This is a genomic window from Rhodococcus jostii NBRC 16295, from assembly GCF_001894825.1.
Taxonomy (GTDB): Bacteria; Actinomycetota; Actinomycetes; order Mycobacteriales; family Mycobacteriaceae; genus Rhodococcus_F; species Rhodococcus_F jostii.
Genome location: NZ_BCWY01000004.1, coordinates 139,644 through 164,713, shown reverse-complemented (window position 1 = coordinate 164,713; position 25,070 = coordinate 139,644). Strand labels below are relative to the sequence as shown.

At 67.9% G+C, this 25,070-nt stretch carries 24 protein-coding genes; 10 read left to right on the top strand and 14 right to left on the bottom strand.

The genetic code is table 11. The features are described from left to right. Position 1 precedes the first annotated feature (1 nt). Positions 2 to 805, top strand: a complete 804-nt coding sequence (locus tag RJ1_RS04825; protein ID WP_073358834.1) for a sugar phosphate isomerase/epimerase family protein — start codon at positions 2 to 4, stop codon at positions 803 to 805. A gap of 6 nt (positions 806 to 811) precedes the next feature. Here the strand turns inward: RJ1_RS04825 and RJ1_RS04820 are convergent, their stop codons facing one another. The 5 genes from RJ1_RS04820 to RJ1_RS04800 form a co-directional block, all read right to left on the bottom strand. Then, positions 812 to 1,825: a LacI family DNA-binding transcriptional regulator gene (locus RJ1_RS04820; protein WP_073358833.1), complete on the bottom strand. Its 1,014-nt coding sequence runs from the start codon at positions 1,823 to 1,825 to the stop codon at positions 812 to 814. Between the two features lie 101 nt (positions 1,826 to 1,926). Then, positions 1,927 to 2,979: an alcohol dehydrogenase catalytic domain-containing protein gene (locus RJ1_RS04815; RefSeq protein WP_073358903.1), complete on the bottom strand. Its 1,053-nt coding sequence runs from the start codon at positions 2,977 to 2,979 to the stop codon at positions 1,927 to 1,929. Beyond that, a complete protein-coding gene (locus tag RJ1_RS04810) occupies positions 2,976 to 4,004 on the bottom strand; it encodes a Gfo/Idh/MocA family protein (protein ID WP_073358832.1) in 1,029 nt (342 codons plus the stop codon). The genes RJ1_RS04815 and RJ1_RS04810 overlap by 4 nt, the downstream gene beginning before the upstream one ends. Further along, positions 4,001 to 5,353: an MFS transporter gene (locus RJ1_RS04805; protein WP_073358831.1), complete on the bottom strand. Its 1,353-nt coding sequence runs from the start codon at positions 5,351 to 5,353 to the stop codon at positions 4,001 to 4,003. Before RJ1_RS04805 ends, RJ1_RS04810 begins: the two co-directional genes overlap by 4 nt. Before the next feature lie 195 nt (positions 5,354 to 5,548). After that, on the bottom strand, positions 5,549 to 5,974 hold the full coding sequence (locus tag RJ1_RS04800; protein WP_073358830.1) for a pyridoxamine 5'-phosphate oxidase family protein: 426 nt from the start codon (positions 5,972 to 5,974) through the stop codon (positions 5,549 to 5,551). A 155-nt stretch (positions 5,975 to 6,129) separates the two neighbouring features. Here RJ1_RS04800 and RJ1_RS04795 point away from each other — a divergent pair, with 155 nt between their 5' ends. Together RJ1_RS04795 and RJ1_RS04790 are read left to right on the top strand one after the other, a co-directional pair. Then, positions 6,130 to 7,188, top strand: a complete 1,059-nt coding sequence (locus RJ1_RS04795) for a Dyp-type peroxidase (RefSeq protein WP_073358829.1) — start codon at positions 6,130 to 6,132, stop codon at positions 7,186 to 7,188. After that, positions 7,185 to 7,991: a family 1 encapsulin nanocompartment shell protein gene (locus tag RJ1_RS04790; RefSeq protein WP_073358828.1), complete on the top strand. Its 807-nt coding sequence runs from the start codon at positions 7,185 to 7,187 to the stop codon at positions 7,989 to 7,991. The genes RJ1_RS04795 and RJ1_RS04790 overlap by 4 nt, the downstream gene beginning before the upstream one ends. A 14-nt stretch (positions 7,992 to 8,005) precedes the next feature. On the opposite strand, the gene RJ1_RS04785 is transcribed toward RJ1_RS04790, so the two are convergent. Genes RJ1_RS04785 through RJ1_RS04770 form a run of 4 tightly spaced genes read right to left on the bottom strand, consistent with a single transcriptional unit; the run spans position 8,006 to position 11,741 of the window. Next, on the bottom strand, positions 8,006 to 9,340 hold the full coding sequence (locus RJ1_RS04785; protein ID WP_073358827.1) for a hypothetical protein: 1,335 nt from the start codon (positions 9,338 to 9,340) through the stop codon (positions 8,006 to 8,008). Continuing rightward, positions 9,337 to 9,699: a hypothetical protein gene (locus tag RJ1_RS04780; protein WP_073358826.1), complete on the bottom strand. Its 363-nt coding sequence runs from the start codon at positions 9,697 to 9,699 to the stop codon at positions 9,337 to 9,339. The genes RJ1_RS04785 and RJ1_RS04780 overlap by 4 nt, the downstream gene beginning before the upstream one ends. After that, positions 9,700 to 9,894 (bottom strand): hypothetical protein, encoded by a 195-nt coding sequence (locus RJ1_RS04775; RefSeq protein WP_073358825.1) that lies wholly within the window; start codon positions 9,892 to 9,894, stop codon positions 9,700 to 9,702. Continuing rightward, on the bottom strand, positions 9,891 to 11,741 hold the full coding sequence (locus tag RJ1_RS04770; RefSeq protein WP_073358824.1) for a hypothetical protein: 1,851 nt from the start codon (positions 11,739 to 11,741) through the stop codon (positions 9,891 to 9,893). The genes RJ1_RS04775 and RJ1_RS04770 overlap by 4 nt, the downstream gene beginning before the upstream one ends. A 263-nt stretch (positions 11,742 to 12,004) precedes the next feature. Between RJ1_RS04770 and RJ1_RS04765 the strand changes: the two genes are divergently transcribed. After that, positions 12,005 to 12,517, top strand: coding sequence for a CGNR zinc finger domain-containing protein (locus tag RJ1_RS04765; RefSeq protein ID WP_073358823.1), 513 nt, complete (start codon positions 12,005 to 12,007; stop codon positions 12,515 to 12,517). Between the two features lie 10 nt (positions 12,518 to 12,527). On the opposite strand, the gene RJ1_RS04760 is transcribed toward RJ1_RS04765, so the two are convergent. From RJ1_RS04760 to RJ1_RS04750, 3 genes are read right to left on the bottom strand one after another with little or no spacing between them, the layout of a single operon-like run. After that, positions 12,528 to 12,959: a VOC family protein gene (locus tag RJ1_RS04760; RefSeq protein ID WP_073358822.1), complete on the bottom strand. Its 432-nt coding sequence runs from the start codon at positions 12,957 to 12,959 to the stop codon at positions 12,528 to 12,530. A 53-nt stretch (positions 12,960 to 13,012) separates the two neighbouring features. Further along, complete coding sequence (locus RJ1_RS04755) at positions 13,013 to 13,426, bottom strand: helix-turn-helix transcriptional regulator (protein WP_143048929.1); 414 nt, start codon at positions 13,424 to 13,426, stop codon at positions 13,013 to 13,015. 19 nt (positions 13,427 to 13,445) lie between these two features. After that, positions 13,446 to 14,615: an LLM class flavin-dependent oxidoreductase gene (locus RJ1_RS04750; protein ID WP_073358821.1), complete on the bottom strand. Its 1,170-nt coding sequence runs from the start codon at positions 14,613 to 14,615 to the stop codon at positions 13,446 to 13,448. A gap of 135 nt (positions 14,616 to 14,750) precedes the next feature. Between RJ1_RS04750 and RJ1_RS04745 the strand changes: the two genes are divergently transcribed. The 3 genes from RJ1_RS04745 to RJ1_RS04735 all read left to right on the top strand — a co-directional run bounded on the left by RJ1_RS04745 (position 14,751) and on the right by RJ1_RS04735 (position 18,552). Next, complete coding sequence (locus RJ1_RS04745; protein WP_073358820.1) at positions 14,751 to 16,076, top strand: MFS transporter; 1,326 nt, start codon at positions 14,751 to 14,753, stop codon at positions 16,074 to 16,076. 116 nt (positions 16,077 to 16,192) lie between these two features. Then, on the top strand, positions 16,193 to 16,900 hold the full coding sequence (locus tag RJ1_RS04740; protein WP_073358819.1) for a TetR/AcrR family transcriptional regulator: 708 nt from the start codon (positions 16,193 to 16,195) through the stop codon (positions 16,898 to 16,900). Further along, a complete protein-coding gene (locus RJ1_RS04735) occupies positions 16,897 to 18,552 on the top strand; it encodes an FAD-binding dehydrogenase (protein WP_073358818.1) in 1,656 nt (551 codons plus the stop codon). Before RJ1_RS04740 ends, RJ1_RS04735 begins: the two co-directional genes overlap by 4 nt. 43 nt (positions 18,553 to 18,595) lie before the next feature. Here RJ1_RS04735 and sfnG read toward each other — a convergent pair whose 3' ends face one another. Beyond that, a complete protein-coding gene (gene sfnG, locus RJ1_RS04730) occupies positions 18,596 to 19,711 on the bottom strand; it encodes a dimethylsulfone monooxygenase SfnG (RefSeq protein ID WP_073358902.1) in 1,116 nt (371 codons plus the stop codon). A 100-nt stretch (positions 19,712 to 19,811) separates the two neighbouring features. Here sfnG and RJ1_RS04725 point away from each other — a divergent pair, with 100 nt between their 5' ends. The 3 genes from RJ1_RS04725 to RJ1_RS04715 all read left to right on the top strand — a co-directional run bounded on the left by RJ1_RS04725 (position 19,812) and on the right by RJ1_RS04715 (position 23,589). Continuing rightward, positions 19,812 to 21,077 (top strand): acyl-CoA dehydrogenase family protein, encoded by a 1,266-nt coding sequence (locus RJ1_RS04725; RefSeq protein ID WP_073358817.1) that lies wholly within the window; start codon positions 19,812 to 19,814, stop codon positions 21,075 to 21,077. Next, entirely contained in the window at positions 21,074 to 22,297 is a 1,224-nt protein-coding gene (locus RJ1_RS04720) for an acyl-CoA dehydrogenase family protein (RefSeq protein ID WP_073358816.1), read from the top strand. Before RJ1_RS04725 ends, RJ1_RS04720 begins: the two co-directional genes overlap by 4 nt. An 80-nt stretch (positions 22,298 to 22,377) precedes the next feature. Further along, positions 22,378 to 23,589, top strand: a complete 1,212-nt coding sequence (locus RJ1_RS04715) for an SfnB family sulfur acquisition oxidoreductase (RefSeq protein ID WP_073358815.1) — start codon at positions 22,378 to 22,380, stop codon at positions 23,587 to 23,589. An 8-nt stretch (positions 23,590 to 23,597) separates the two neighbouring features. On the opposite strand, the gene RJ1_RS04710 is transcribed toward RJ1_RS04715, so the two are convergent. Next, on the bottom strand, positions 23,598 to 25,070 hold the full coding sequence (locus RJ1_RS04710; protein WP_073358814.1) for a glycoside hydrolase family 183 protein: 1,473 nt from the start codon (positions 25,068 to 25,070) through the stop codon (positions 23,598 to 23,600).

Below are 25,070 nucleotides of genomic sequence, written 5' to 3'. Positions count from 1 at the left end.
CATGGAACTCGCGCAGTGCAGTCTCAACTCCGTCACCGTCAAGGGTGCCGGCTTCACCGACGTCGCCGCCCTCGCCGAGCAGTGGGGGTTCGGCGGCGTCGGCCTGTGGCGGGACGTTCTCGACGGCGTGGACCTGACCGACGCGTCGTCCCGGCTCCGGCAGTCGGGACTGCGCGTCACCAGCATCTGCCGGGGCGGAATGTTTCCGCAGCCGACGCCCGGTCGGTGGCGAGAAACCATGGCCGACAACCGTGTTGCGGTCGATCAGGCCCACACCCTCGGCGCCGAGTGCCTCGTGCTGGTCTGCGGCGCCGCTCACCGCGACCTCGCCGGCGCACGGCAGCAGGTCCGCGACGGCATCGCCGAACTCGAACCGTACGCACGAGCCGCCGGTGTGCGGCTCGCGGTCGAGCCGATGCACCCGATGATGGCGTCGAACCGGTCGGTCATCACCTCACTCGGCGAGGCCAACGACCTCGTCGAGGCGATCGACTCCGACCTCGTCGGGATCGCCCTCGACTCGTATCACGTGTGGTGGGACGCGGCGCTGCCGGAACAGATTGCCCGGGCCGGCGAACGCCTGTTCTCGGTGCAACTCGCCGATTGGATCACCCCGATCCACGGAGAACTCAGCAGCCGCGGCATGCCCGGCGAAGGCTGCATCGACATGTCGGGATTCGTCGCCGACTGCGCGAACGCCGGGTATCGGGGACTCGTGGAGGTCGAGATCCTCAGCGACCGTTGGTGGTCGGAGGAGTCGGCGGCCGCCGTGCGCGCGGCGGCCACCGGTCTCTCCGCCGTCTGACCGTACTCAGCTCGAGACGGGCCCCGTCGACTCGCGAATGACGACGTCGGCGGGGATCAGCGGCGGCGACGTGGTGGTCTCGTTGTTCAGCGCCGCGCGCATCAGCGACCACGCCTGGTCGCCCAGTTCGATCTTCGGGCTCACCACTGTGGTCAGGCGCGGCGCGAGGTGGCGTGCCATGTCGATGTCGTCGAAGCCGGTGACCGAAATGTCATCGGGGACGCGGAGTCCGCGCTCGCGCAGTTTCGAGATGGCGCCCAGCGCGGTCAGGTCGTTGAAGCAGACGAGTGCGGTCGGCTCGTGCGTGAGCGCTTCTTCCACCACGTCGTAGCCGCCCTCGATCGTGCCGTCCGACGGGACCGCGGTCGCCTCGATCCCGAGTACCTTCGCCATTTCGATGGCCCGCCACCGCTCGCGGTTCTGCCACGCCAGATCTGAGCCCTTGATGTAGACGATCCGTCGATGGCCGAGCTTCGCGAGGTGCCCGCACAGCTCCATCATGGGGGTGAAGTTGTCGACCGCGACCATCGGGAGATCGACTTCCAGCTCCACCCGGTTGACGAGCAGCACCGGAGTCGACTGCCTGGCCAGTTCCTTCAGACCACTCGTCGGAATCCTCGAGGAGAGCAGCACCAGGCCGTCGACCTGACCGAGCAGGTCGAGGGCGGTGGCGAGTTCGTCGGCCGCGTCACCGGAGTAGTCGGCGACGAGCATGCGGTAGCCGTCGGCGGTGGCGCCGTGGTGCATCTGCTTGACGACGTCGAAGAAGTACGCGTTGGCCAGGTCGGGCAGGATCACGCCCATGTTCCGCAGCGACCCGAGGACGAGGCCCCTGGCGGCGGTGCTGGGCCGGTAGGACAGCTCGTCGGCGACCTTGTGGACCCGGGCGGCGAGGTCCGGGGTCACCGACGAGCTGCCGCTCATGACACGGGAGACGGTGGCGATCGAGACACCGGCCGCCTTGGCTACGGTATTGATCGTGACGCGACGGCTCGCGGGCACTCGGGTCTGATCAGCCATTGCTGCCTCTGCATCTCTCGTCACCATTACCACCGTCCGCCACCCTGTGGGTGGAAACGCTTACAGCGTATCGCGAAGGTGGCCCCGGATCACGCCGAAGCTCACACCTTGCGCAACAACGCGCGGGTGCCGAGCAGCTTCCGCGACGTCAGCAGCACCTTGACGTGCCGGCTTCCGTTCGTTTCCAGTTCCTCGACCGCGCGGCCGAACTCGTCCAGACCGAACGTCGCGGTGTGCAGCGGCGACGCGTCGACCTGCCCCGATTCCAGCAGTTCGGCCGCCTCGACGAAGTCCTGCCGCACATAATTCCTGCAGGCCACGACGGACAGTTCGCGCGCATAGAGCGCGCTGTAGTCGAGGGTCAGTTCGTGTCCGGGTTTCGCGGATGCGATCGCCACGTAGCGGCCGCCGGGAGCGAGAACCTGCAACGCCAGCCGAGAGGATTCCGCGGTGCAGACCGTGTCGTAGACGAGGTCGATCGACTCCGCCCGCTCGCGCACCCAGCCTTCGAGGGCGTCCCCGGACCGCGTCGTGAAGTCGCTCGTTCCGCACGCCCGCGCGGGCTGCTCACGCTCGGGATACCGGTCGACGCCGAGCACCCGGACGCCTCGGCTCCGGGCCACCAGCGTGGTCGCGAGACCGATCGCGCCGGTCCCGACGACCAGCGCCGTGTCGCCCTCCGACGTGCCACCGCGCCGCACCACGTGCACCCCGACGGCGAGCGGCTCGACGAGGGCCCCGAAACGGTCCAGCACCGCGTCGCTCACGGGCACGCACTGCGCCTCGGGAACGACGAACTCCTCACTGAAACACCCACGCGGATCGGACAACCCGAACACCCGGATGCTCGGACAATTGTTGATCCTGCCGTCGCGGCACGCGCGGCATCGGCCGCAGCCGGTGGTCGGGTAGACCATCACCGGTTGGCCGACCGCGAGACTCGTGCCCGGACCCACCCGCGACACCCGTCCGGCGCATTCGTGGCCCAGCACCGTCGGGTATGCGGCGACCGCGTTCCGGCCACGCAGGTGGGAGAGGTCGCCGCCGCAGATGCCGGCCGAGTCGAGTGCGACGAGCACCTCTCCCTCACCGGGCGCCGCGGCGTCACCGTGGTCGAGGCGATAGTCGTTCGGGCCGTCGACCCGGATACTCAAGACTGACATGCGCTTTCCCTTTCCTGCGAGATGGCGACCGGCGTCGAGCCGGCCGCGGCGGACCTGTAGGCGGCGTCGATCACCGATTGCACGGGCAGCCCGGACCGGGCGTCGCACAGGGGTGCCGCGCCTGCGGCCCAGCTGGTGAAGACGTCCTCGTACAGCGACCGGAACCAGGCCGTCATCGACAGCGGGTCCGGCCCGGACGCGTCGACGGTCCCGTCGACGAGTGAGCGACTGTCCGCGTCGATCCGGACGAGCGAATCACCTTCGAGCCGAAGCTGTCCCGCGTCGCCGTAGAGGTGGATCGTCTCGGCCCCGCCCGGCCAGGCGGCCGTGCTCGCCGTCACCGACGCCGCGAGTGAACCCTGGTCGATCAGGAGGTGAACGGTGTCCTCGGCCTCGAGCCGGCCCCGGCTGGTGGAGGCCGCTGCCACGACGCTGCGGGCGGGTCCGGTCAGCGACAGGTAGAGGTCGAGGGTGTGGATGGCCTGGGTGATCAGCACTCCGCCGCCGTCGCGGTCCCGGGTGCCGCGTCCGGCCTCGGCGTAGTAGGAGTCGGGGCGCCACAGCGGAACGGTGACGGTGGCCGAGCGGAGGGCGCCGATCGCGCCGTCCGAGAGTAGCTGCCGGGCCCGTCGCGCCGCCTCCTTGTAGCGGTGCTGGAGCGTGACCGCGGCCCGTACTCCGCACCGCTCGGCGACGTCCACAATCGCCCGCGCATCGTGCAACGAGGCCGCCAGCGGTTTGTCGATCACCAGGTCCAGGCCGCGCTCGGCCAGTGCCGACGCGACGGCCAGGTGACTCGACGGGGGTGTGACCACGACCGCTGTGTCGGCGTCCAGGCCGGCTGCCGCGTCCACATCGGGAAGGATCCGTGCGTCCGGTGCCAGCCGCCGCGCGGCCGCTGCCCTCGTCTTGTCGCGCGTCACCACGCCGACCACCTCGGCGCCGACCGCCCGGAGGGCCGTGAGATGCGCGGCGCTCGCGAGCCCGGCGCCGACCACCACGACGCGACGCGTCACGATGCGGCCTCGACGGTCTGTCGCGAGCCCACGCTCCGGCCGAGGGTCTCGGGAAGCAGGGCGATGCCGATGAGACCCACCACGCTCAGACCCATGAGATAGCTCGCGACGAGCCAGGGCGTTCCACCCGCGACGGCAACGAGGGCGGTGGCGACCAGCGGGATGGTGCCACCGACCACCGCGGCCGGGATCTCGCGGGAGATCGCGATGCCGCTCCACCGGATCTTGGTGGGGAACAGCTCCGACAGCAGCGCACCGCCCGGGCCGGACGTCGTGCCCTGGACGAGGCAGATCCCCAGGACCAGCGCCAGTCCGACCATCCACGGCGACCGGGTGTCGAGCATCATGAACATCGGGAACGGAAACACGATGCCGAAGATCGCACCGGACAACAGAACCGGCTTGCGCCCTACCCGGTCGGCCAGGCGACCGAACCCGATGATGACGGGAATGGCGCAGAACTCGGCGACGATCAATCCGATCAGCGCCTGGGTGGAATCGACGCCGAGGGTCTTGGTCACGAACGACAGCGCGAAGACCTGCATGACGTAGGCCCACGGAATCACGAAGCTGAACAGGGCCAGTCCGCACAGGATCTGCCGCCAGTGGTTGCGGACCGCCTCGACCAGCGGTGCACGGTCCACCTCACCGTGCTTCGCGGCCTCCGTGAACACGGCCGTCTCGTTCACCTTCAGCCGCAGATAGCCGGCGACGAGGACGATGACGGCGCTGGCCAGGAACGGAATACGCCAGCCCCAGGACAGAAACTGGTCGTCGGGCATCAGCGTGAGCAGCGCGAAGATCATGGTGGCACCGCCGGTCCCGACGTAGATCGCGGCTCCCGGATACGCGCTGGAGAGAGCGCGGCGGGAGCTGTCGGTGGATTCGGTGACCATCGTGATCGCCCCGGCGAACTCGGCGCCCGCGCCGGCGCCCTGGAACAGGCGGAGCACGATGAGGAGGATCGGCGCCCAGATCCCGATCGCGTCCGCGGTGGGCAGCGCACCGATCAGCGTCGTCGACGCACCCATGACGAGCAGGGTCATGAGGAGCATCGGCTTGCGGCCGAGCCGGTCGCCGAAGTGCGCGAACACCAGCCCACCGATCGGGCGGGCACCGAGCCCGACGGCGAACGTCCCGAAGGCGGCCATCGTGCCGGCCAGGGATCCTGCCCCGGGGAAGTAGAGCGGCCCGAAGACGAGGGCAGCGGCGAGGCCGTAGAGCGTGAAGTCGTACCACTCGATCACGGTTCCCGCCGCGCTCGCCTTGATCACCCGGCGGCGCTGCTGCCCTGCCGACCCGTGCGGCACCGCGGTGGCCCGCTCGGTGCCGAGTTCGGTCATGCCCATCGAGAACTCCTGACTGTGAAAGGAAACTGCCGGAACCCGACTACTATGACCCACGTCACCGAGTTTGTAAACGCTTTCTCGACTACGCGGCGGAATTTCCGTTTCCTCAGTTCACAGCACTGTGCTCGACATCTATCGACTGGACCGGGTCAGATATCGCTTTCATCGGCAGCAGATGCGACCGGCCGTCGACCGTCAGGCAGACCCCATGTCGGCGGATCGCCAGTGGTCGGGCCGGAGATAGATGGCGACCTGTTCGCCGAGTTCGGCCCTGGCGAAGTCGAGGTAGCCGTCAACCTTCTCAGGTGGGAGGTAGCGCCGGGTGATTTCCCGCAGCATGTCGTCGGTTCCCGGGGCGGTTCGCGTCACCGCGCCCTCGACGGAGACGTAGCGGACGGTGGGGTCGACCCGCTCGACCATCATGGTGAACCGCCCCGCCGCCTCGATGAGACGCGCCTTCTCCGAATCGGCGCCGGTCAGTACCCAGAGTTCACCTCCCGCGGCGTACTGATACCAGATCGGGACGGTCAAAGGTCCGCGGCTCTCACCAGCGGAGACCGACAGCGCCGCAATGTGCGGCTCGGACAGAAACTGTTCGCGCTCGGACACAGACAATGGCATGACCTCGACGATAGGAGCCCCCACCGACAGATTCCGGGCGCTCCGGGGCGGCGCGGCGGACCGATGGAATGGAACCTGACGGTTCGAAACGGTTAGATGGGACCTGAGGTTCCGGACAGTGCAGCGTCGTACGTCGAAGTGAACGGAGGCAATCGATGCCAGGCCCAGTTGCGAGGTTGGCACCCCAAGCAGTCCTCACTCCGCCCAGCCCTGCCTCCCTGTTCCTGGTGCTCGTCGCCGGAGAGTCCGAGGAAGACCGCGCAACGGTGTGCGACGTGATCGCCGGCATCGACGGGCCGCTCAAGGCGGTGGGATTCCGCGAACTCGCCGGCTCCCTGTCGTGCGTGGTCGGTGTCGGTTCGGAATTCTGGGACCGGGTGAATCCGTCGTCGAAGCCGGCGCGCCTGCATCCCTTCGTCCCGCTGTCCGGGCCGGTGCACAGCGCGCCGTCCACTCCGGGCGACGTCCTGTTCCACATCAAGGCCGCCCGCAAGGACCTGTGCTTCGAACTGGGCCGCCAGATCGTCTCCGCACTGGGATCCGCCGCCACCGTCGTCGACGAGGTGCACGGCTTCCGCTACTTCGACTCCCGCGACCTCCTCGGATTCGTGGACGGCACCGAGAATCCCACCGAGGACGACGCCGCGGACGCCGCACTGATCGGCGACGAGGATCCCGACTTCCGGGGCGGCAGTTACGTGATCGTGCAGAAGTACCTGCACGAGATGAGCGAGTGGAACACGCTGAGCACCGAGGAACAGGAACGGGTCATCGGGCGTACCAAGCTCGAGAACGTCGAACTCGACGACGACGTCCAGCCCAGCAATTCGCACGTCACCCTCAACAGCATCGTCGACGACGACGGCGTCGAACACGAGATCCTCCGCGACAACATGGCATTCGGCAGCCTCGGCGCCGCCGAGTACGGCACGTACTTCATCGGGTACGCCAAGGACCCCGCCGTCACCGAGCTGATGTTGCGGAGAATGTTTCTCGGTGAGCCGCCCGGCAATTACGACCGCATCCTCGACTTCTCCACAGCGGCCACCGGCACGTTGTTCTTCGTGCCGAGCCGCGAGGTGCTCGAGTCGCTCGGCAGCGAAGCGGCCGCCGCGGAGTCCACACCCGAAGAACAAGAACCGGTCGAGCCCGCTGCGGCCGATCCGTATGAATTGTCCCTGAAAATCGGTGGCCTCAAAGGAGTATCGCAATGAGTGATTCGAGCAATCTGCACCGCAATCTGGCGCCCGTCACGGAAGCCGCCTGGCAGCAGATCGGTGAAGAGGCCACCCGCACGTTCAAGCGCCACGTCGCGGGTCGACGTGTCGTCGACGTCGCGGGACCGTTCGGATACTCCTATTCGGCCCACAACCTCGGGCGGGTCACCCCGATCAAGACTTCGGACAGCAGGATCCGGGCTCAGCAGCGGCAGGTCGATCCTCTCGTCGAACTCCGATTCCCGTTCACCCTCAGCCGCGCCGAGGTCGACGACGTCGCCCGCGGTTCCCTCGACTCCGACTGGCAGCCCGTCAAGGATGCCGCGAAAGCCGTCGCATTCGCCGAGGACCAGTCGATCTTCCAAGGATTCGACGAGGCCGGCATCCGCGGGCTCGGACCGTCCAGCGACAACCCGGTTCTCAGCCTGCCGGAGGATCCGCTGCTGATCCCCGACGCCGTAGCCTCCGCGCTGTCGGCGCTGCGCCTCGCCGGTGTCGAGGGACCGTATTCGGTGGTGCTCGACGCCGACGCGTACACCGCGGTCAGCGAGACCCGTGACGAGGGACATCCCGTGTTCCATCACCTGCGCGACCTGGTCACCGGCGACATCATCTGGGCGCCCGCCATCAGCGGCGGGTACGTGCTGTCCACTCGTGGCGGCGACAACCAGCTGACCCTCGGCACGGATCTGTCGATCGGCTACGACAGCCACACCGCCACCGAAGTCACGCTCTATCTCGAGGAGACGTTCACGTTCGCCTCGCTCACCGCGGAGGCGGCAGTCGTCCTCGCACGCTGACACACGGCGAGCCGTCAGCCACCGAACAGCAGGTACAGCCCACCGAAGGTGTAGGTGACCATGGTGAGCAGCAGTGCCAGCTGTCCGGTCAGCTGATGGCCCCGGGGCAGGACCCGCACGGATTTGTCGTGCGCCGCAATCACTCCGAGTACGTGTCCGGCGAGAACGCACAGCACCTTGATCGACGCCGTCGCGGCCGGGTGCTCGGAGAGGACATAGGAGACGTCGGCATCCCCGAGGCCCAGGAGGTTCCATCCCTGGCCCATCGGGTCCGCCAGCAGGATCACCGTTGCCTGCCCCTTCTCCACCAGATAGGTGAGGTAGTGGGCGAAGACGTAGCCGATGATGATCGGGATCAGCGAATGCGACAGCTGCCCGGGCAGGGCGGCGCGCTGCTCGGGGCGCAGTCCGCCCGCAGCCCGGGAAGCCGACCAGAACGACACCCCGACGAAGCCGATGAAGACGAGCAGGCCGGCGGTGCGTACGAGGGTGGCACCGATCGGGGAACCGATGCCGTCCACCATCCGCGACCACCAGGGAAACGCCGAGAAACTGTCGAAGGCCGTGGAGCCCAGCAGCGTTGCCATCAGCGCCACCGAACCGGCGCGGACGGGCATCGAACCCAGGTGGTCCAGTGGGTTGCGCAGCACGATCCGGCCGTCGTTCCGGTCGCGGCTCAGCGGCGACAGCCGTGACGCCAGCGTGCTGTACACCTCGAACGGATCGCCGCGTTCACACCAGCGCTCGCCGCACGCGAACGCTCCGGCCGCGGTGATCACGACATAGGCGAGCAGCCAGGTACGCACGGCTGCCACGGAACCCGGATCGCCGGAGGCGAGTTCGAGCCAGACGAAGGCGAACAGGCCGACGACCGCGGGCCGGTACCCCCACGAGCCGCGGTAGCGCGCATCACCTTCCGTCGGCGATCGGCCGATCACGGCGCAGAATGCCCGGTGGACGGTGCGCACCGGCGAGAGCACTCGCCAGACCGGGCCGAATGCCAGCGACGCCGCGACGAGCCCCACCCAGAGCAGCACGTAGAACACGCCCGGCAGGGCGTTCTCCGAGGATTCCGACGGGCCGAAGAAGGCCGCGAGCGCCACCCACACCGCGAACACCAGGGCGAGCACCGCGAGCGCGTTTCGCGTGATCGGCGAGTCGGCGAACCGTGTCATCCATGCGGGCAGCCTGTGCCCCGGGTTGTCCGGGTCCAGTTTCGGTGTGCGCCAGGCGAAGGCCAGCACCACGAAGGAGACGGTGAGCGCCCAACTGGCCCCGACCAGGGCGTACGTGAACGGAATCGGAAGATCAGTGGAGCCGCCGAGACCGTGCGCGAGAACAGCGATCATGGACGCACGAGCAGGGTGGCCACCGTCTTGCCCGCGTCGTGCAGTTCCATCGCCACCTGGCCCGGAACATCCACGGAGAACTGGGTTTCCTGCGTTCCCGGGTGAATCTCGAACGAATGCTCCGGCACGGCGTGCACGTGCAGTTCGTCGTCGGCGTCACTGTCGATCCGCACCGTGACGGTCTCCCCCACTGCGGCGTCGATGCGCTCGTCGCCGGGTGTGACCGTGCCGCCCTTGATCACGACGTCGATGACGACGCCGTCGTTCGTCGCCGGTGCATCGTCTTCGCTTCCGCAGCCCGCCACCAGGGCGAGCGCGACAGCGGGAATGACGACAAGTCCGGCCAACCGCCTGATCACCTAGTTTTCCTCGTCTTTCTCGCTCACGCCGTTCTTCGCCTTGTCTGCGTTCTCCGCGGCCTCCGCCTTGCGGTCCCGGACCGCAAGGTAGATCACCAGTCCGGCCACCAGGAACGCGGGGACGAACGCGGGGATCGCCAGCAGGACCGAATGATCGGCGAGGTACACGACATCCGGGTCGTTCACCGGGTTCACGTCACCTTCACGTCCTCGCGGGTGTCGGTGCTCGGCTGCCCCTGCGTGTACTTGCTGATCCGGCCCGCTCCCCACGCCAGTGCGGTGACCAGTGCAAGCGTGCACACGAGTACCACCAGCGACGCGGCGGCGAACAACCAGGAGGGGTGATCGAAATTCCGCTCCCGCTGCAGGATGGTGATCTCCGGGACGAAGTCGCGGGTCGAGGACGCCACGGCCGGGAGTTCCTCGGCGCCGATGCCCGGGTCGCTGGGCAGGTAGATCGGGACGGCTGTCATCGTGCCCCCGTCCTGCACCCGCAGCAACGTCTTCCACGTTCCGTGGGCCGGCACGGGTTCGTGGGTCCGGTAGGTGCCGGGCCCGGTGCGTTCGAGTCGGTCGACGGTGAACCCATTGCCCAGTCCGGGGCCGCCCTGCCAGGACAGGATGGACACCCATTCGGGATTCTCGCCGGCGAGGTCGGGCGGATCGATGCGGACCTCGGCGTCGACCATCCGGCCGCCGTCCGGGGCAGCCTCCGTGAGAGCGATTGTCGCGGTGGCCTTGTCCGGGACGGTGGCGATGAGGCCGTTGGCCGTGGCCGCAGCGATTACCAGGACCGTGGCAACCACGATGGTGCGGCTGATCGCCGGGCGAGGAAGACCCTCGGATCGCAGGACCCGGCCGAGCAGGGCACCGCAGGCACCGGCGGCGATACCCACGGGCACGGCCATCGCCAGCGCCTCGGGCCACATACTGGTGGGCCAGGGGTAGATGTACACCGCGTCGATCCACAGCGATTCGAGCCAGAGCCCGACCGTCGCGACCAGCAGTCCGCCGACGGCCCCGAAGGCCACCCGGTTCTTGATCAGTGGTGTGAGAGCGAGCAGTTCGATGAGCACGGCGGCGCCGAGACACAACTCGAAGACGTTGGTGGGGGCGCCGAGAACCGGTCCGACGATCAGGGCCGTGAGCAGGCGGACCGCCCCGGCGACCGCCACGGCCACGATCGCCGCGAAGGGTCCGAGGACGATGCGGGCCGTAACCAGGGTGAACGCGGCCGCCCCGGCGATCATCATCGGTTGCAGGACCAGACGGAACTGCTCGACACCGAAGTCGTATTCGATCTGGAACACGGACAGGCCGATGAGCAGGCCACCGAACATGCCGCACCGCAGGAACCAGATGAGCCTGCTGTCCTGTTTCGGCTCACCGGGCGTCGCCATCCGGCCCTCGTAGTCCAGCAGCAGCACGCCGATCAGCGACAGTCCTGCCCCGCCGATCAGCATGAGGTGCGTCGGGCCCCACAGCGTGACGTCCTGACCGAAGATGCGATGCCAGACGTCGTCGAGCGGGAACCCGATGAGCGCGTACAGCCCCGCCCCGGCAACGAGGACGCCGCCGACGGGGACGTACCACGTACGGGTGATCTTGATCGCCGCCGGACCGGGTTTCTCGTCGCGCGGCAGGATCATCGCCAGCATTCCCGTGATGAACAGCAGGAAGAGCCCGACGAGGATGAAGTAGTGCGCGGGGTTGGCGAGCGGCCCGTCGTCGCGGCCCCGCCCGATGTGCAGGCTGACGTCCCAGATGAAGCCGAAGAACGCCGTGAGGATCGTCCCGACGAACGTCACGAGCGGCAGCGCCACCCACGGGGGCCGGTCGAGCGCGCGTCCCGCCGCGTCGGCGATCGTCTGCAGCCACGTGATCTTGCGTGTGCGGTGCAGGTACGCGATCCACAGCAGACCCACGGTGATGATCGCCGTCGCCACCGAGATTCCGATGATCTGGTCGAATGCCGCACCGCCACCCTCCCCTCCCGATTGGGCAAGAATGGGTGAACTCGGAGTAACAGTAACTTGGCTCACGTGGTGATTATGTGCGCCTCGGGTGGAAAATGCCAGACCCTCGTGCGCCCGCCCGGCGATCCGTATACGAATCTATTCACATCTGCGATCAAACGTAGATATGGCTAGATTCCTCTAGCGAGGACTCGACCAGCGACAACTGCCATCGACCGCACGAGCAGCCGAGGTACGTGACCACTCCCGTGCTCGTCCGGTGCCGAGATACTTCCTGCCAGTCGTGTTCGTGATGTTCGCTCATGCACCCAGCGTGATGTAATGGCATTGTGCATCTCAACCCTTACGGCGAATACGCGGTCACGCTCGCCGCCGACCTCACGAACCGCCCGCCCGAATCGACCGGCGAACTCGTAGCCCGGTGCGTCGACGCCGGCATCGTCGTCGACTTCCCCGTCAGCGACCACGACCTCGCGGATGTGGTCGAGATGCTCGACCGGTGGTCGTCGATCGCAGACACCACCAGCGACGAAGCCCGCGCCGAACAGGTGAACCTCATGCTCACGAAGGCGTCCGCCTACCCGCGACTGACCAACCACGCCGGCGACGGCTGGCACCTCCACTACCGCGACGACCAGCATTCCCTCGCCGGTGTGCTCGAGGCGCTGTTCTCCGTCGGTACCGCCCTGCACCTCGTCGGCCGCGGCATGCACCGGCTCGGCCGCTGCGCACTCGAGGAATGCACCGCCATCTACGCCGACACCTCCCGCAACGGCCGCCAGCGGTACTGCTCACCGAAGTGCGCAAACCGGGACGCCGTCCGACGCCACCGCGCGCGCTGACCCGTATCGCTCAGTGTGGGAAGGATTCTCCGGTGTACTCCCGCTTCTCCACCAGCACCAACCAGTTGCCGGAGTTGTCCCGCATCACCGCCTCGATGCCGTAGGGCCGCTCGGCCGGCGGCTGGGTGAACTCGACGCCCTTGGCGACCAGATCGCGGTATGTCTCGTGACAGTCGGTGGTGGTCAGCCCGAATCCGCCCATCGTGCCGGCGGCAAGGGACCGACGGATCGCCTCCGCCATGTCGGCGTCGACCGGCGGCCCGGGTTTCATCAGCGTGACCTCGAGCTCCGGATGGTCGGGATGCAGGATCGTCACCCACCGGAACCCGTCGCCCATCGTGACGTCGGTGCCCTCGACGAACCCCAGTGTGTCGATGTAGAACTTCTTGGCGTCGTCCTGGTCGGTGACCCACAGGGTGACGAGTGAAACGTTGGTGATCATGCGACCAACCTATGTCCGGCACGACGGACGCCGCTTCTCGGAAATTGCGGTGTTCAGCGCCGATCGCTCAGCCCGTGCATGAACACGTAGCAGCCGGGGATGCGCGGAGCGCCGTGCTCGGCGAACTTCGCCTGGTACAGCGACGGTGACGTGCCGACCAGCTGACGGAACTTGGCGCTGAACGACCCGAGGCTGGTGTACCCGACGAGGTGGCAGATCTCGGTGACCGTCAGGTTCGTCGCCCGCAACAGGTCCTGGGCCCGCTCGACGCGACGCTCCGCGAGATAGACCCCGGGGGTCCGGCCGTAGACCGCCGCGAAGCAACGGAGGAAGTGGTACTTCGACACCCCCGCCGTCGCCGCGAGTTCTCCGAGGTCGAGTGGTTGGGCGTAGTCACGGTCGGCGAGGTCGCGGGCACGGCGCAGGTGCGGGAGCAGTTCCGCGGACACTCGGGCAGTCGACGCCATGCCCCCAGTCTGGCAGTGGCTACCGCCCCGAGGACAGGAAGGCCGTCGACCCCGACAGGTCGCCGGGACGGTGGGTGCGCGACTGCACCAGTCCGCGGCGTTCGAGGATCGGCCGGACACCCTCACCGAAGTTGTAGGCCCCTTCGAGGTGTGGGTATCCGGACAGGACGAAGTGGTCGAGTCCGAGTGCCGCGTATTCGGCGATGCGGTCGGCGACCTCCTCGTGGGAGCCGACGAGGGCGGTTCCGGCACCGCCGCGGACGAGTCCCACCCCGGACCACAGGTTGGGCGCCACCTCGAGCGCGCGGGCTCCGGCGTCCTTCGTGTACGCGCTGCCGCCGCCGTGCAATTCACGCATTCGCCGCTGGCCCTCCGACCCCGACCGCGCCAGGCTCTGCTGCGCCTGCTCGACCGTCGCCGGGTCGAGGGCGGACAGCAGGCGGTCGGCCTCGGCCCATGCCTCCTCGGACGTGTCGCGGCTGATCACGTGCAGCCGGATGCCGTAGTCGAGTGTGCGTCCCTGGACGTCGGCGAGGTCGCGGATCCAGGCGATCTTCGCGGCGACGGCGCTGGGTGGCTCACCCCAGGTGAGGTAGGTGTCGGCGAACTGGGACGCGACGGTGCCCGCGGCCGGCGACGAACCGCCGAAGAAGATCGGCGGCACCGGGTCGGGGATGCGTTGCAGCTGAGCATTTTCGACCCGGATGTAGTCGCCCGTGTAGTCGACCGGGCCGGTTCCCGCCCACAGCTTCCGGATGACGTCGAGGAATTCGCCGCAGCGGGCGTAGCGCTGGTTCTTGTCGAGGTAGTCGCCGTACGTGCGCTGCTCGTGATCCTCGCCGCCGGTGACGACGTTGAGCAGCAGTCGGCCCTGCGACTGCCACTGGAACGTCGACGCCATCTGCGCGGCCAGCGTGGGGCTGAGCAGTCCCGGCCGCAGCGCCACCAGGAACTTCAGCGTCTCGGTGGTCTCGAGCATCATGGCGGTGGTCAGCCAGGCGTCCTCGCACCACGCACCGGTGGGCGTCAGGACCGACTCGAACCCGCTCGACTCCGCCGCCGCGCCGATCTGGTTGAGGTAGCGAAGGGTCGCGGGGCGGTCTCCTGCCATGGAACTCCCGTGACCGCCGGCCATCAGGTTGCGGGAATCACCGTAGGTGGGAAGGAACCAGTGGAAATGCAGAGACACGCGCGATCCTCTTGTCGACGACAGCTGGGCAGCACCATCCAGTTCATCACCGGGCGGGCCGCGGCGCGAGGGTTTCGATCACGGTGATTCGGACCGGTGCGCCGCCGGAGTGAAAGGTCATAGCGTCGCGGCGCTATGACTACGCTGTCCGATCCCCCTTACACATCCGCGACGGAATCCGACCTCGAGCGGCGCAAGCGGCTCCGGACCGTCGTCGCCGCCAGCCTTCTGGGTACGACAGTCGAGTGGTACGACTTCTTCCTCTATGCCACGGCCGCGAGCCTGGTGTTCAACCAGTTGTTCTTCCCCGACCAGAGTTCGTTCGTCGGCACCATGCTGGCGTTCGCCACGTTCGCGGTCGGGTTCGTGGTCCGACCGATCGGCGGAGTCGTCTTCGGCCACATCGGCGACCGCATCGGCCGCAAGAAGACGCTCGCGCTCACCATGTTCATCATGGGCGTCGCCACCGCCCTGATGGGCGTGCTGCCCACCGCCGCGCAGGTCGGGGTGATCGCGCCGATCCTCCTGCTCCTGCTGCGCGTCCTGCAGGGATTCGCTCTGGGCGGTGAATGGGCGGGCGCCGTGCTCCTCGCCGTCGAACACAGCCCCGCGAAGAAACGCGGCATCTTCGGCAGCATCCCCCAGATCGGTCTGGCGCTGGGACTTGCCCTGGGCACCGGCGTGTTCGCCGCCTTGCAAGTGCTCTTCGACGACGCCCAGTTCCTGACCTACGGGTGGCGAATCGCGTTCCTGCTGAGCCTGATTCTCGTCTTCGTCGGTTTCGTGGTCCGGCTGAAGGTCGAGGAGACGCCGGCGTTCCAGGAAGTCCACGACCTCGAGAAGCGCTCCTCCGCCCCACTGAAGGACGTGTTTCGCGGACGGGTGCGCCGGGGCAGCATCCTCGGACTGCTCTCCCGCTGGGGCGAGGGCGCCGCGTTCAACACCTGGGGCGTCTTCGCGATCACATACGCCACCAAGAACCTTGAGTTCGCGAAGATTCCCGTCCTCCTGGTCGTCACCGTCGCCGCGACGGTCATGGCCGTGCTCCTGCCGTTCTCCGGCCTGCTGGTCGACCGGTACGGCGCCAAGCGGATCTACCTCATCGGGATCGGGGCCTACGGACTCGCGGTGTTCCCCGCGTTCGCGCTGTTCGGAACGGAGAACCTCGTCCTGTTCGGGGTCGCGATGGTGCTCGTGTTCGGTGTCGTCCATGCGCTCTTCTACGGGGCGCAGGGCACTCTGTACGCGAGCCTGTATCCCACCGAGATCCGCTACACGGGCCTGTCTGTGGTGTACCAGTTCTCCGGGATCTACGCGTCGGGCATCACGCCGATGATCCTCACGGCCCTGATCGCGGCCGGCGGCGGAACCCCGTGGCTGGCCTGCGGCTACCTGGTCGCCACCTCGGTGGTCAGCGTCGTCGCGACTTCCCTGATCCGGAAGCAGGACCTCTACCTCTGAGACCGCAGGGACCTCTGGCCTTGCCGAACGGGCTCCGATAGCCGAGTTCGATACGCTCGTGTATCCGATACGCTAGTGTATCGAACACTGCTGTCGACCCGATCGGAGGAGCAACCATGCCGACGTCACCGGCGCGCTCCTCCGCGCCTGCCACCGCCACACCCCCGCGGGTGACGAAACGGCGAGGCCAGACCCGTCGGCGTCTGCTCGACGCCGCGGTCGAGGTGTTCGCCGAGAACGGCTTCGGACGGTCGACGGTCGAGCAGATCTGCGAGCGCGGCGGCTACACCCGCGGCGCCTTCTACTCCAACTTCGCGTCGCTGGACGAGATGTTCTTCGCCATGTGGGAACAGCGCTCCAGCGCGATGCTCGCGCAGATCCGGCTCGCCGCCGACTCGTCGAGCATCGACCTCTCCGGGCTCACCCCCGACCAAAAACTCCGTACCGGCACGGAACTGGTGCTCGGCGTCGTCCCCGTCGACGACCAGTGGTACCGGATCAACGCCGAATTCACCGCCCACGCCCTGCGCAACCCTTCCTTGAAGAAGGCCCTCGCGGCCCGTGAGGACACGATCCTGGACACCATCGTGCCGATCCTCGAGAAGGCACTGCACCGGCTCGGGCGCCGCGTCGTCGGCGATCCCCGGATCCTCGGCCGCGCGCTCGTGGCCCTGCACGACGGCACGAGCGTCCAGTGCCTGATCGAGAACGACGACCGTTCCGCCCGCGAACTGCGTCTCGAACTGTTCACCCACGTCGTGGCCGCGTACACCGAACCCGACACCACCCACACCCACACACACCGGAAAGAGGTGTCCTCGTGACCGAACAGGCTGATGTGATCGTCGTCGGCGCAGGATTGGCCGGACTCGTCGCCACCCACGAGATGGTCAAGACGGGCCGGAAGGTCCTCGTGGTCGATCAGGAGAGTTCGGCGAACCTCGGCGGGCAGGCCTTCTGGTCGCTCGGCGGCCTGTTCCTCGTCGACAGCCCCGAACAGCGACGCCTCGGCATCAAGGACTCGTACGAGCTGGCCATCCAGGACTGGATGGGCACCGCGGCCTTCGATCGCGAGCGCGAAGACCAGTGGCCGCGGCTGTGGGCGCAGGCGTACGTCGAATTCGCAGCCGGCGAGAAGCGGCAGTACCTCCACGACCTCGGCCTGCGGTTGATGCCGAACGTCGGGTGGGCGGAACGCGGACGCGGATCCGCTCTCGGACAGGGCAATTCCGTCCCGCGATTCCACATCACCTGGGGCACCGGCCCGGGGGTCGTCGAGGTCTTCCTCACCCGCGTCCTCGCCGCATCGAAGCGGGGACTCGTCACGTTCAAGCACCGTCACCAGGTCGACGAGATCGTCGTCACCGACGGCGCGGCCACCGGCGTGCGCGGCACCGTCCTCGAATCGTCCACCGAAGCGCGCGGCGTGAAGAGTTCACGCACCGCGGTCGGGGAATTCGAGTTCTCGGCGCAGGCGGTGGTCGTCACGTCCGGCGGCATCGGCGGCAATCCTGAACTGGTCAAGAAGAATTGGCCCGCCCGGCTCGGCAAGGCACCGGAGAACATGCTCGCCGGCGTTCCCGCCCACGTCGACGGCCGCATGCTCGAGATCACCGAGAACGCCGGCGGCAACATCGTGAACCGCGACCGCATGTGGCACTACACCGAGGGCATCCAGAACTGGGACCCGATCTGGCCCAACCACGGCATCCGCATCATCCCCGGCCCGTCGTCGATGTGGTTCGACGGTAACGGAAAACGCCTCCCCAGCCCCAACTTCCCCGGTTTCGACACCATGGGAACCCTCGACCACATCATGAACAGCGGCCACCACCACACGTGGTTCGTCCTCGACCAGAAGATCATCGAGAAGGAATTCGCGCTGTCGGGTTCCGAGCAGAACCCGGACATCACCGGCCGCGATTTCAAACTGCTCGCCGAACGCCTCAAGAAGGGGGCGCCCGGTCCCGTCGAGGCGTTCAAGCAGCACGGGGTGGACTTCGTGGTCCGCGACAATCTCCGCGACCTCGTCGACGGCATGAACGCCCTGACCCCCGATGCACCGCTGAAGTACGAGGACCTCGAACGCGAGATCGTGGCCCGCGACCGCGAGGTGAAGAACAGCTACAGCAAGGATTTCCAGATCATGGCGATCCACAACGCGCGGAACCTGCTGGCCGACAAGATCACCCGCGTCGTGAGCCCGCACGAGCTGCTCGACCCGAAGAACGGACCCCTGATCGCGGTCCGGCTGCACCTGCTCACCCGCAAAACCCTCGGCGGCCTCGAGACGAACCTCGACTCGCAGGTGATCAGGCCCGACGGCACACCGTTCGAGGGTCTGTACGCCGCCGGTGAGGTCGCCGGATTCGGCGGTGGCGGCGTCCACGGGTACAGCGCACTCGAGGGCACCTTCCTCGGCGGCTGCATCTTCTCCGGCCGGGCCGCAGGTCGGGCGCTGGCCCGCGCGCTGTAGGCGGCTCCGCCGCCCGTGCGTGGTTGACGAGTCCCTGGACTCGCTAACCACTCACGGGCGCGAGCCTGTCGGCGGCCTCCAGTTCGCGGACCAGCGGCAGCACGTTGGCGCCGAAGTACTCGATCTCCTCCTGGAAATGCAGGAAACCGCCCAGGATGAGATCGACTCCGCGGCGGCGGTACTCGACGATGCGTTCGGCGATCTGCTCCGGTGTCCCGATCAGCTGGGAGCGGAACCCGTCGTTGTACTGGACGAGGTCCTCGAACGTCGAGTCCGCCCACATCCCCGACTTGTCGGCGGTGGACGCCCCGGCCTGCTGGACGGCAGACCTGAATCCCTCGACCGCCGGCTTGTTCGCCTTCTCGATGATTTCGCGGAGGGTGTCCCGCGCCTCCTTCTCGGTGTCCCGGGCGATGATGAATCCGTTGAGCCCGAACTTCACTTCCCGGTTGTGTTCGCGCGCCACCCGGCGCACGTCGACGATCTGCTCCGTGATGCCGTCGTAGTCCTTGCCGTTGCTGAAGTACCAGTCGGAGTAGCGGCCCGCGTTCTCCCGCGCGGCCGCGGAGTTGCCGCCCTGGAACAGTTCGGGATTCGGCCGGTCGGGCGTGTTCAGCGGTTTCGGCTTGAGCGTGAAGTCGTGGATGCGGTAGAAGTCGCCGCGGAAATCGACGTCGTCCTCGGTCCAGATCTTGCGGAGAACCTGCAGGAACTCGGCGCTGCGCCGGTACCGCTCGTCGTGCTCGAGCCACGGCTCCCCGAGGTGGGTGAACTCGTCCTTGAACCATCCGCTCACGACGTTCACGGCAAACCGGCCGTTCGACAGGTGGTCGGCGGTGGCGCCCAGCTTCGCCAGGACCGCGGGCTGCCACAGGCCCGGATGGACCGCGGCGATCACCTTCAGCCGTTCGGTGGCCAGCAGCAGTGCGAGGCTGAAGCTGGTCGACTCGTGCTGGAATTCGGCCCCGTAGCTGGCCTCGTACCGGACCTGGCTGAGCGCGTACTCGAACCCGTTGTTCTCGGCGGTCTGGGCGAGTTTCTTGTTGTACTCGTAGTCCCAGCTGGTCCGCTGTTCGATGTCGGACGTGACCAGCCCGCCACTGACGTTGGGCACCCAGTAGGCGAACTTGATCTGCTCAGCGATGTGTTCGGTTGACATACCCAGCATGCAACCCGCCCGCCGTGCCCGCGCCCACCCTTCTAATCAGAGCGCGTCCAACCCTTCACTCGGTTCGCGGGCCCGTGTGAGGTTCGACGGCATGACAGCCGTACAGGAACGAAGAGCTGCACAACCGATCGCGAGCGAAACCGACTATCCCACCCTCGCCGCCAAGTTCCGTCCGATCTTCGCCGACATCGCCGAGGGGGTGGTGGAACGCGAGCGCGACCACGTCCTTCCCTATGAGCAGATCGACGCCCTGAAGCGGGCCGGTTTCGGGGCGGTGCGGGTGCCGACGTCACACGGCGGTTCGGGTGCGAGCATTCCCCAACTGTTCCGACTGCTCGTCGAACTGTCCGCTGCGGATTCCAACATCACGCAGGCACTGCGCGGACACTTCGCGTTCGTCGAGGACCGGCTGGTCGCCGCGGACGGCCCCGACCGCGACACGTGGTTGCGCCGGTTCGCCGACGGTCAGCTCGTCGGCAACGCGTGGACCGAGATCGGCGACGTGGCCCTCGGCGAGGCAAACACCAAGGTCTCCCCCGTCCCCGGCGAGTCCCATTTCGTGGCCAACGGCAAGAAGTACTACAGCACCGGGTCGATCTTCGCCGACTGGATCGACCTGTACTCCCAACGGACCGACACGGGTGCGTTCGTGATCGCCGCGGTCGAGGCGCGTCAGCCGGCCGTCACCCACAGCGACGACTGGAACGGTTTCGGTCAGCAGACCACCGGCTCCGGCACCTCGACGTACGACAACGCTCTCGTATTGCCGGAGAACATCTTCGACTTCTCCACCCGGTTCAAGTACCAGACCGCGTTCTACCAGTTGTTCCACCTGGCGACGCTGGCGGGAATCGCGCGGGCGGCGACGGAGGCGATCTCCCGCCGGGTCGCGGCCCGCACCCGCACGTTCAGTCACGGCAACGCCCCCACCTACGCGCAGGATGCGCAGATCCAGCAGGTCGTGGGCGAGGTATCGGCCGCCGCGCACGCCGCCGAGGCGATCGCACTGCACGCCGCGGAACCCGCACAGTGGGCGTACGAGGCCGCGTTCACCGGCAGCCCGGACGAGGAGAAGTCCGCCAACATCGCGGCCGAGATCGCGTCGGCGCAGGGCCAGATCTCGTCCACCGCACTCGTCGTCCCCGCCACCGCCCAGATCTTCGACGCACTCGGCGCGTCCGGGGTCGGCCGCGACTGGGACCTCGACCGCTTCTGGCGAAACGCACGCACCGTCGCCAGCCACAACCCGACGGTGTTCAAGGCCAAGGTCGTCGGCGACTTCGAAATCAACGGAACCGAACCCGTCTACGTGTGGGCCATCGGCACCGCACCGAGCGCACAGGGAGAAAAAGCATGACCGTCACCACCGAACAGAGGGCCTGGGCGGACGCTCCGGCCACCGCCGAAGGCTGGGTCGCACGTGCACGTGAGGTGAGCGCGATCCTCGCCCGCGACGCCGTCGAACGCGACCGCGCCGGTGCCCCGCCGTTCGAGGAAGTCCAGCTCCTCAAGGACAGCGGACTCGTCACCCTGCTGGGGCCCGCCGAATTCGGTGGCGGCGGGCAGCCGTGGGAGACCGCCTACCAGGTGGTCCGCGAGATCGCGCGCGGCGACGGATCGATCGGGCAGCTCCTCGGCTACCACTACCTGTGGGCGTGGGCGGTGCGTCTCGTGGGCACCGAACCGCAGATCGGGGCCGTCGAGGAGCTGTACACGAGCAACCGCTTCTTCTTCGGCGGGGCGGTCAATCCGCGCGACACCGACCTCACCATCGTCGACCGCGGCGACACCCTCGTCTACAACGGGGTGAAGTCGTTCTCGACGGGCGGCCGCGCCACCGACCTCACCGTGCTCGAGGGCATCATCGAGGGAACCGCCACCCACGTGTTCGCGATCGTGCCGACGGCGCAGGACGGCATCGTGTTCCGGGGCGACTGGGACAATCTCGGGCAGCGCCTCACCGACTCCGGCTCGGTCGAGATCAACGACGTCGAGGTGGATTGGTCGGGCGCAGCCGGATTCGTGGACAAGGAGTTTCAGCCCCTCGTCTACAACACGCTGAACTTTCCGGCACTCGAGATCGTGTTCGCCAACTTCTACGTCGGCATCGCCCGCGGCGCGCTCGACACCGCCGCCGAGTACGCCCGCACCCGGACGCGTCCGTGGCCGTACGGCGGGGACGACAAGGAACTCGCGACCGACGAGTGGTACCTGCGCGAGGGCTACGGCGACCTGCAGTCCAAGTTGTGGGCGGCAGAGGCGTTCGTCGACCAGGTGAACCGGGAAGCGAACGCGGTGCTCCACGACGCGCGGGAGAACCTCACGGAGCAGGCCCGCGGGGAGCTCGCGGTGCGGATCGCCGCGGCCAAGATCCGAGCCGCCGACGTCGCGCTCGAGATCGGCACCAGGGTGTTCGAACTGACGGGTGCGCGTGCCACCTCGAACACGGTGGGCCTCGACATCTTCTGGCGGAACGCGCGGACGCACACGCTGCACGATCCCGTGGCGTACAAGAGGCGCGAGGTCGGAAGTCATCTGCTGGCCGGCGAACTGCCCGAACCCACCTGGTACACCTAGACGTTCCGAATTCCGAGTCCGGCTGCCGTTCGACCGGTAGCCGGATTCGGTGCGTCCGCACCGCCGACCCACGGAGACCCATGACCGCCGTCCAGAACGCCCACCGCATCAGCGACGAGGCCGAAGCCCTCACCGTCGCTGCCGATCTCGCCGCACAGTTCGCGGAGGAGGCAGCCGCTCGCGATGCCGGGCGGCAGCTGCCGTTCGAACAGGTCCGCGCACTGGCCGCCTCCGGGCTTCTCGCGCTCGGCGTTCCCGTCGAGCACGGCGGCATCGACGTGCGAACCGAGACCCTCACCGAGGTGTTCCGCCTTCTTGCCGAGGGCGACCCGAGCATCGCGCAGATCCCGCACAGCCACTACACGTTCCTGGAGGTGCTGCGCCGGCAGGGGACCCCCGCCCAACAGGACTTCTTCTACTCCGAGGTGCTCGCGGGCCGGCAGTTCGCCAACGCCCAGAGCGAGCGCGGAACGAAGACGATCGACGTCGACGACACGACCCTCGTGAAGGAGGGAGACGACTTCGTCGTCGACGGTCGCAAGTACTACAGCACCGGCGCCCTGTTCGCCGACTGGATCGCGGTGCGGGCCACGCTTCCCGGACAGATCACGCCGACGGGCACACCCGCCAAGGCCGTCGCCTACGTGCCGCGCGCGGCCGCGGGACTGTCGATCGTCGACGACTGGGACGGCATGGGGCAGAAGACGACGGCGAGCGGAACCGTCACCCTGGATTCCGTCCGGGTGACCGCGTTCCACGTCGTACCGTTCTCCCCCATCTTCGACACACCCACCACGTACGGCTCGCAGGCCCAGATCCTGCACGCCGCCCTCGACGCCGGGATCGCCGCGGCAGCCCTGAACGAAGGTGCGCGACAGGCACGCCGGGCCCGGCCCTACTTCGAGGCCGGTGTCACCGACGCCGTCGACGACCCCCTGCTGATCCAGCTGGCCGGCGAGGCGGCGGTCAGCGTCCGCTCCGCGACGGCACTCCTCCGCGAGGGTGCGCGCAGCATCGACGCAGCCAGACGCGAGCTGACCGAGCAGACCGCCGCGGCCGCGTCGATCGACGCCGCAGCCGCCAAGGTCGCGGCCGCACGGGCGTCACTCGAGGCGTCGAGCGTGCTGTTCGAACTCGGCGGCACCCGCAGTGCGTCGGACACGTCCAACCTGTCCCGGTACTGGCGCGACGCCCGCACCCACACGCTGCACGACCCCACCCGGTGGAAGATCCAGCACATCGGCCGGTGGACACTCTCGGGCACCGTCCCGCCGCGCCACGGCCTGCTGTAGGCCCTCCGCTAGCCGCCCACGTCCGCCTTCATCAGGAAGACGTTGTAGTCGGACCACGTCGACATGGTGAAGTACAGGTCGTTGCCGCTCGACCACGGGTGGATGAAACCGCCGTACAGTTCCGGGTATTCGGCGGCGCTGACCATCGGCGCGCCGTCGGACCAGACGCCCTGCGGCGAGTCGGACTCACGGAGAACGATGGCCGCCTTGGACGTGTCGAGGTAGACCATCTGCCACTTGCCGGTGGCCTCCTCGTAGCGTACGGACAACTCGGCGGCGGGGGCGTCCACGATCGGCGTCGCCTCCGTGTAGCCGCCGACCGGCGTCCAGTTGCCGTTCTGCCAGTACTGGTACGCCGACGTGTTCAGCACGTCGGCGGCCGGGACGCGGGCCAGGCCGATGGCACCGAGCCGCGTGTTGGGGGTGCCGAACATGTACACGAAGTCGCCGGCGGGGACCATCGACGCGACCTGGAATTTGGTGACCCCGAAGATGTTGTCCCACTTGGCGTACGGGTCCTTGGTCCACGTCGACCCGCCGTCGTCCGAGTAGGCGATGCCGCCGTAGTTCGTCCACCAGGTGGCGGGGATGCTGTTCCACGTGCGGATCGACATGTAGCTCATGTACTGCCGGTTCCCGACGGCGAATCCCGACGTCGGGATGGTGGTGATCTCCACGTTGTCGAGCTTGCGGCTGTCGAGCAGTTCGGCCGCGTGGCAGCGACTGTCCTGGACCATGCTGTCGAGGCTCATGCCGTCGGACAGGTTGCGGTCGGAGCTGAAACCGAGGACGTTGCTGCGCCAGTCGTCGCCCTGGCCGCCGGGGGGCTGGAATCCCTTGCCGACCGTGTCGCCGAACGCGACCGCGATCTGGTCGGGCGCACTCTCCCACATGATGCCGAGGTCGGTGCCGTTGACCTGGTAACGCTTGTCGGTGCGGCTGACGGAACCGGACCCGGTCACCTTGGCTACACGGGTCACGTCGCCGACCTTCGGGGTTGCCGGGGCCGGGCTGCGGGGCGCGTCCTCGGTCACGGGGTGCACGAGGGGCGGCGGCGGGGGCAACTGGATGTCGGCGCCCGGGACGGGGATACCGAAGTGGAAGGGTGTGAACTTCACGCTGACGTCGGGAATGTTCAGCACACTGGACAGGTTCCCGGGGGTCTGGTCGGTCTCCTCGGTGAGGTCGGGGCACGGATCGGTGCACGTGTCGGCGGGCAACGCCTGCGAGACGCGGACGGGGTCCGTGACCGGGGCGGGATACGGCACCGTCGTGATCTTCGGGTACGGGATCGGGATCTCGAGCTTCTCCGGGATGAGCGAGTGCGTCTCGTTGGACACCTCGCTCGCGCACGGACCGCTGCCGGGGATTCCGTTGGACACGGTCTCGGGTTCCGCGACGGCAGCGCCTTGGTTCGAGTAGGCGATCACGCCCGAACCGATCGCCACAGCCGCGAACGACGCGACCCACCTCTTCGACAT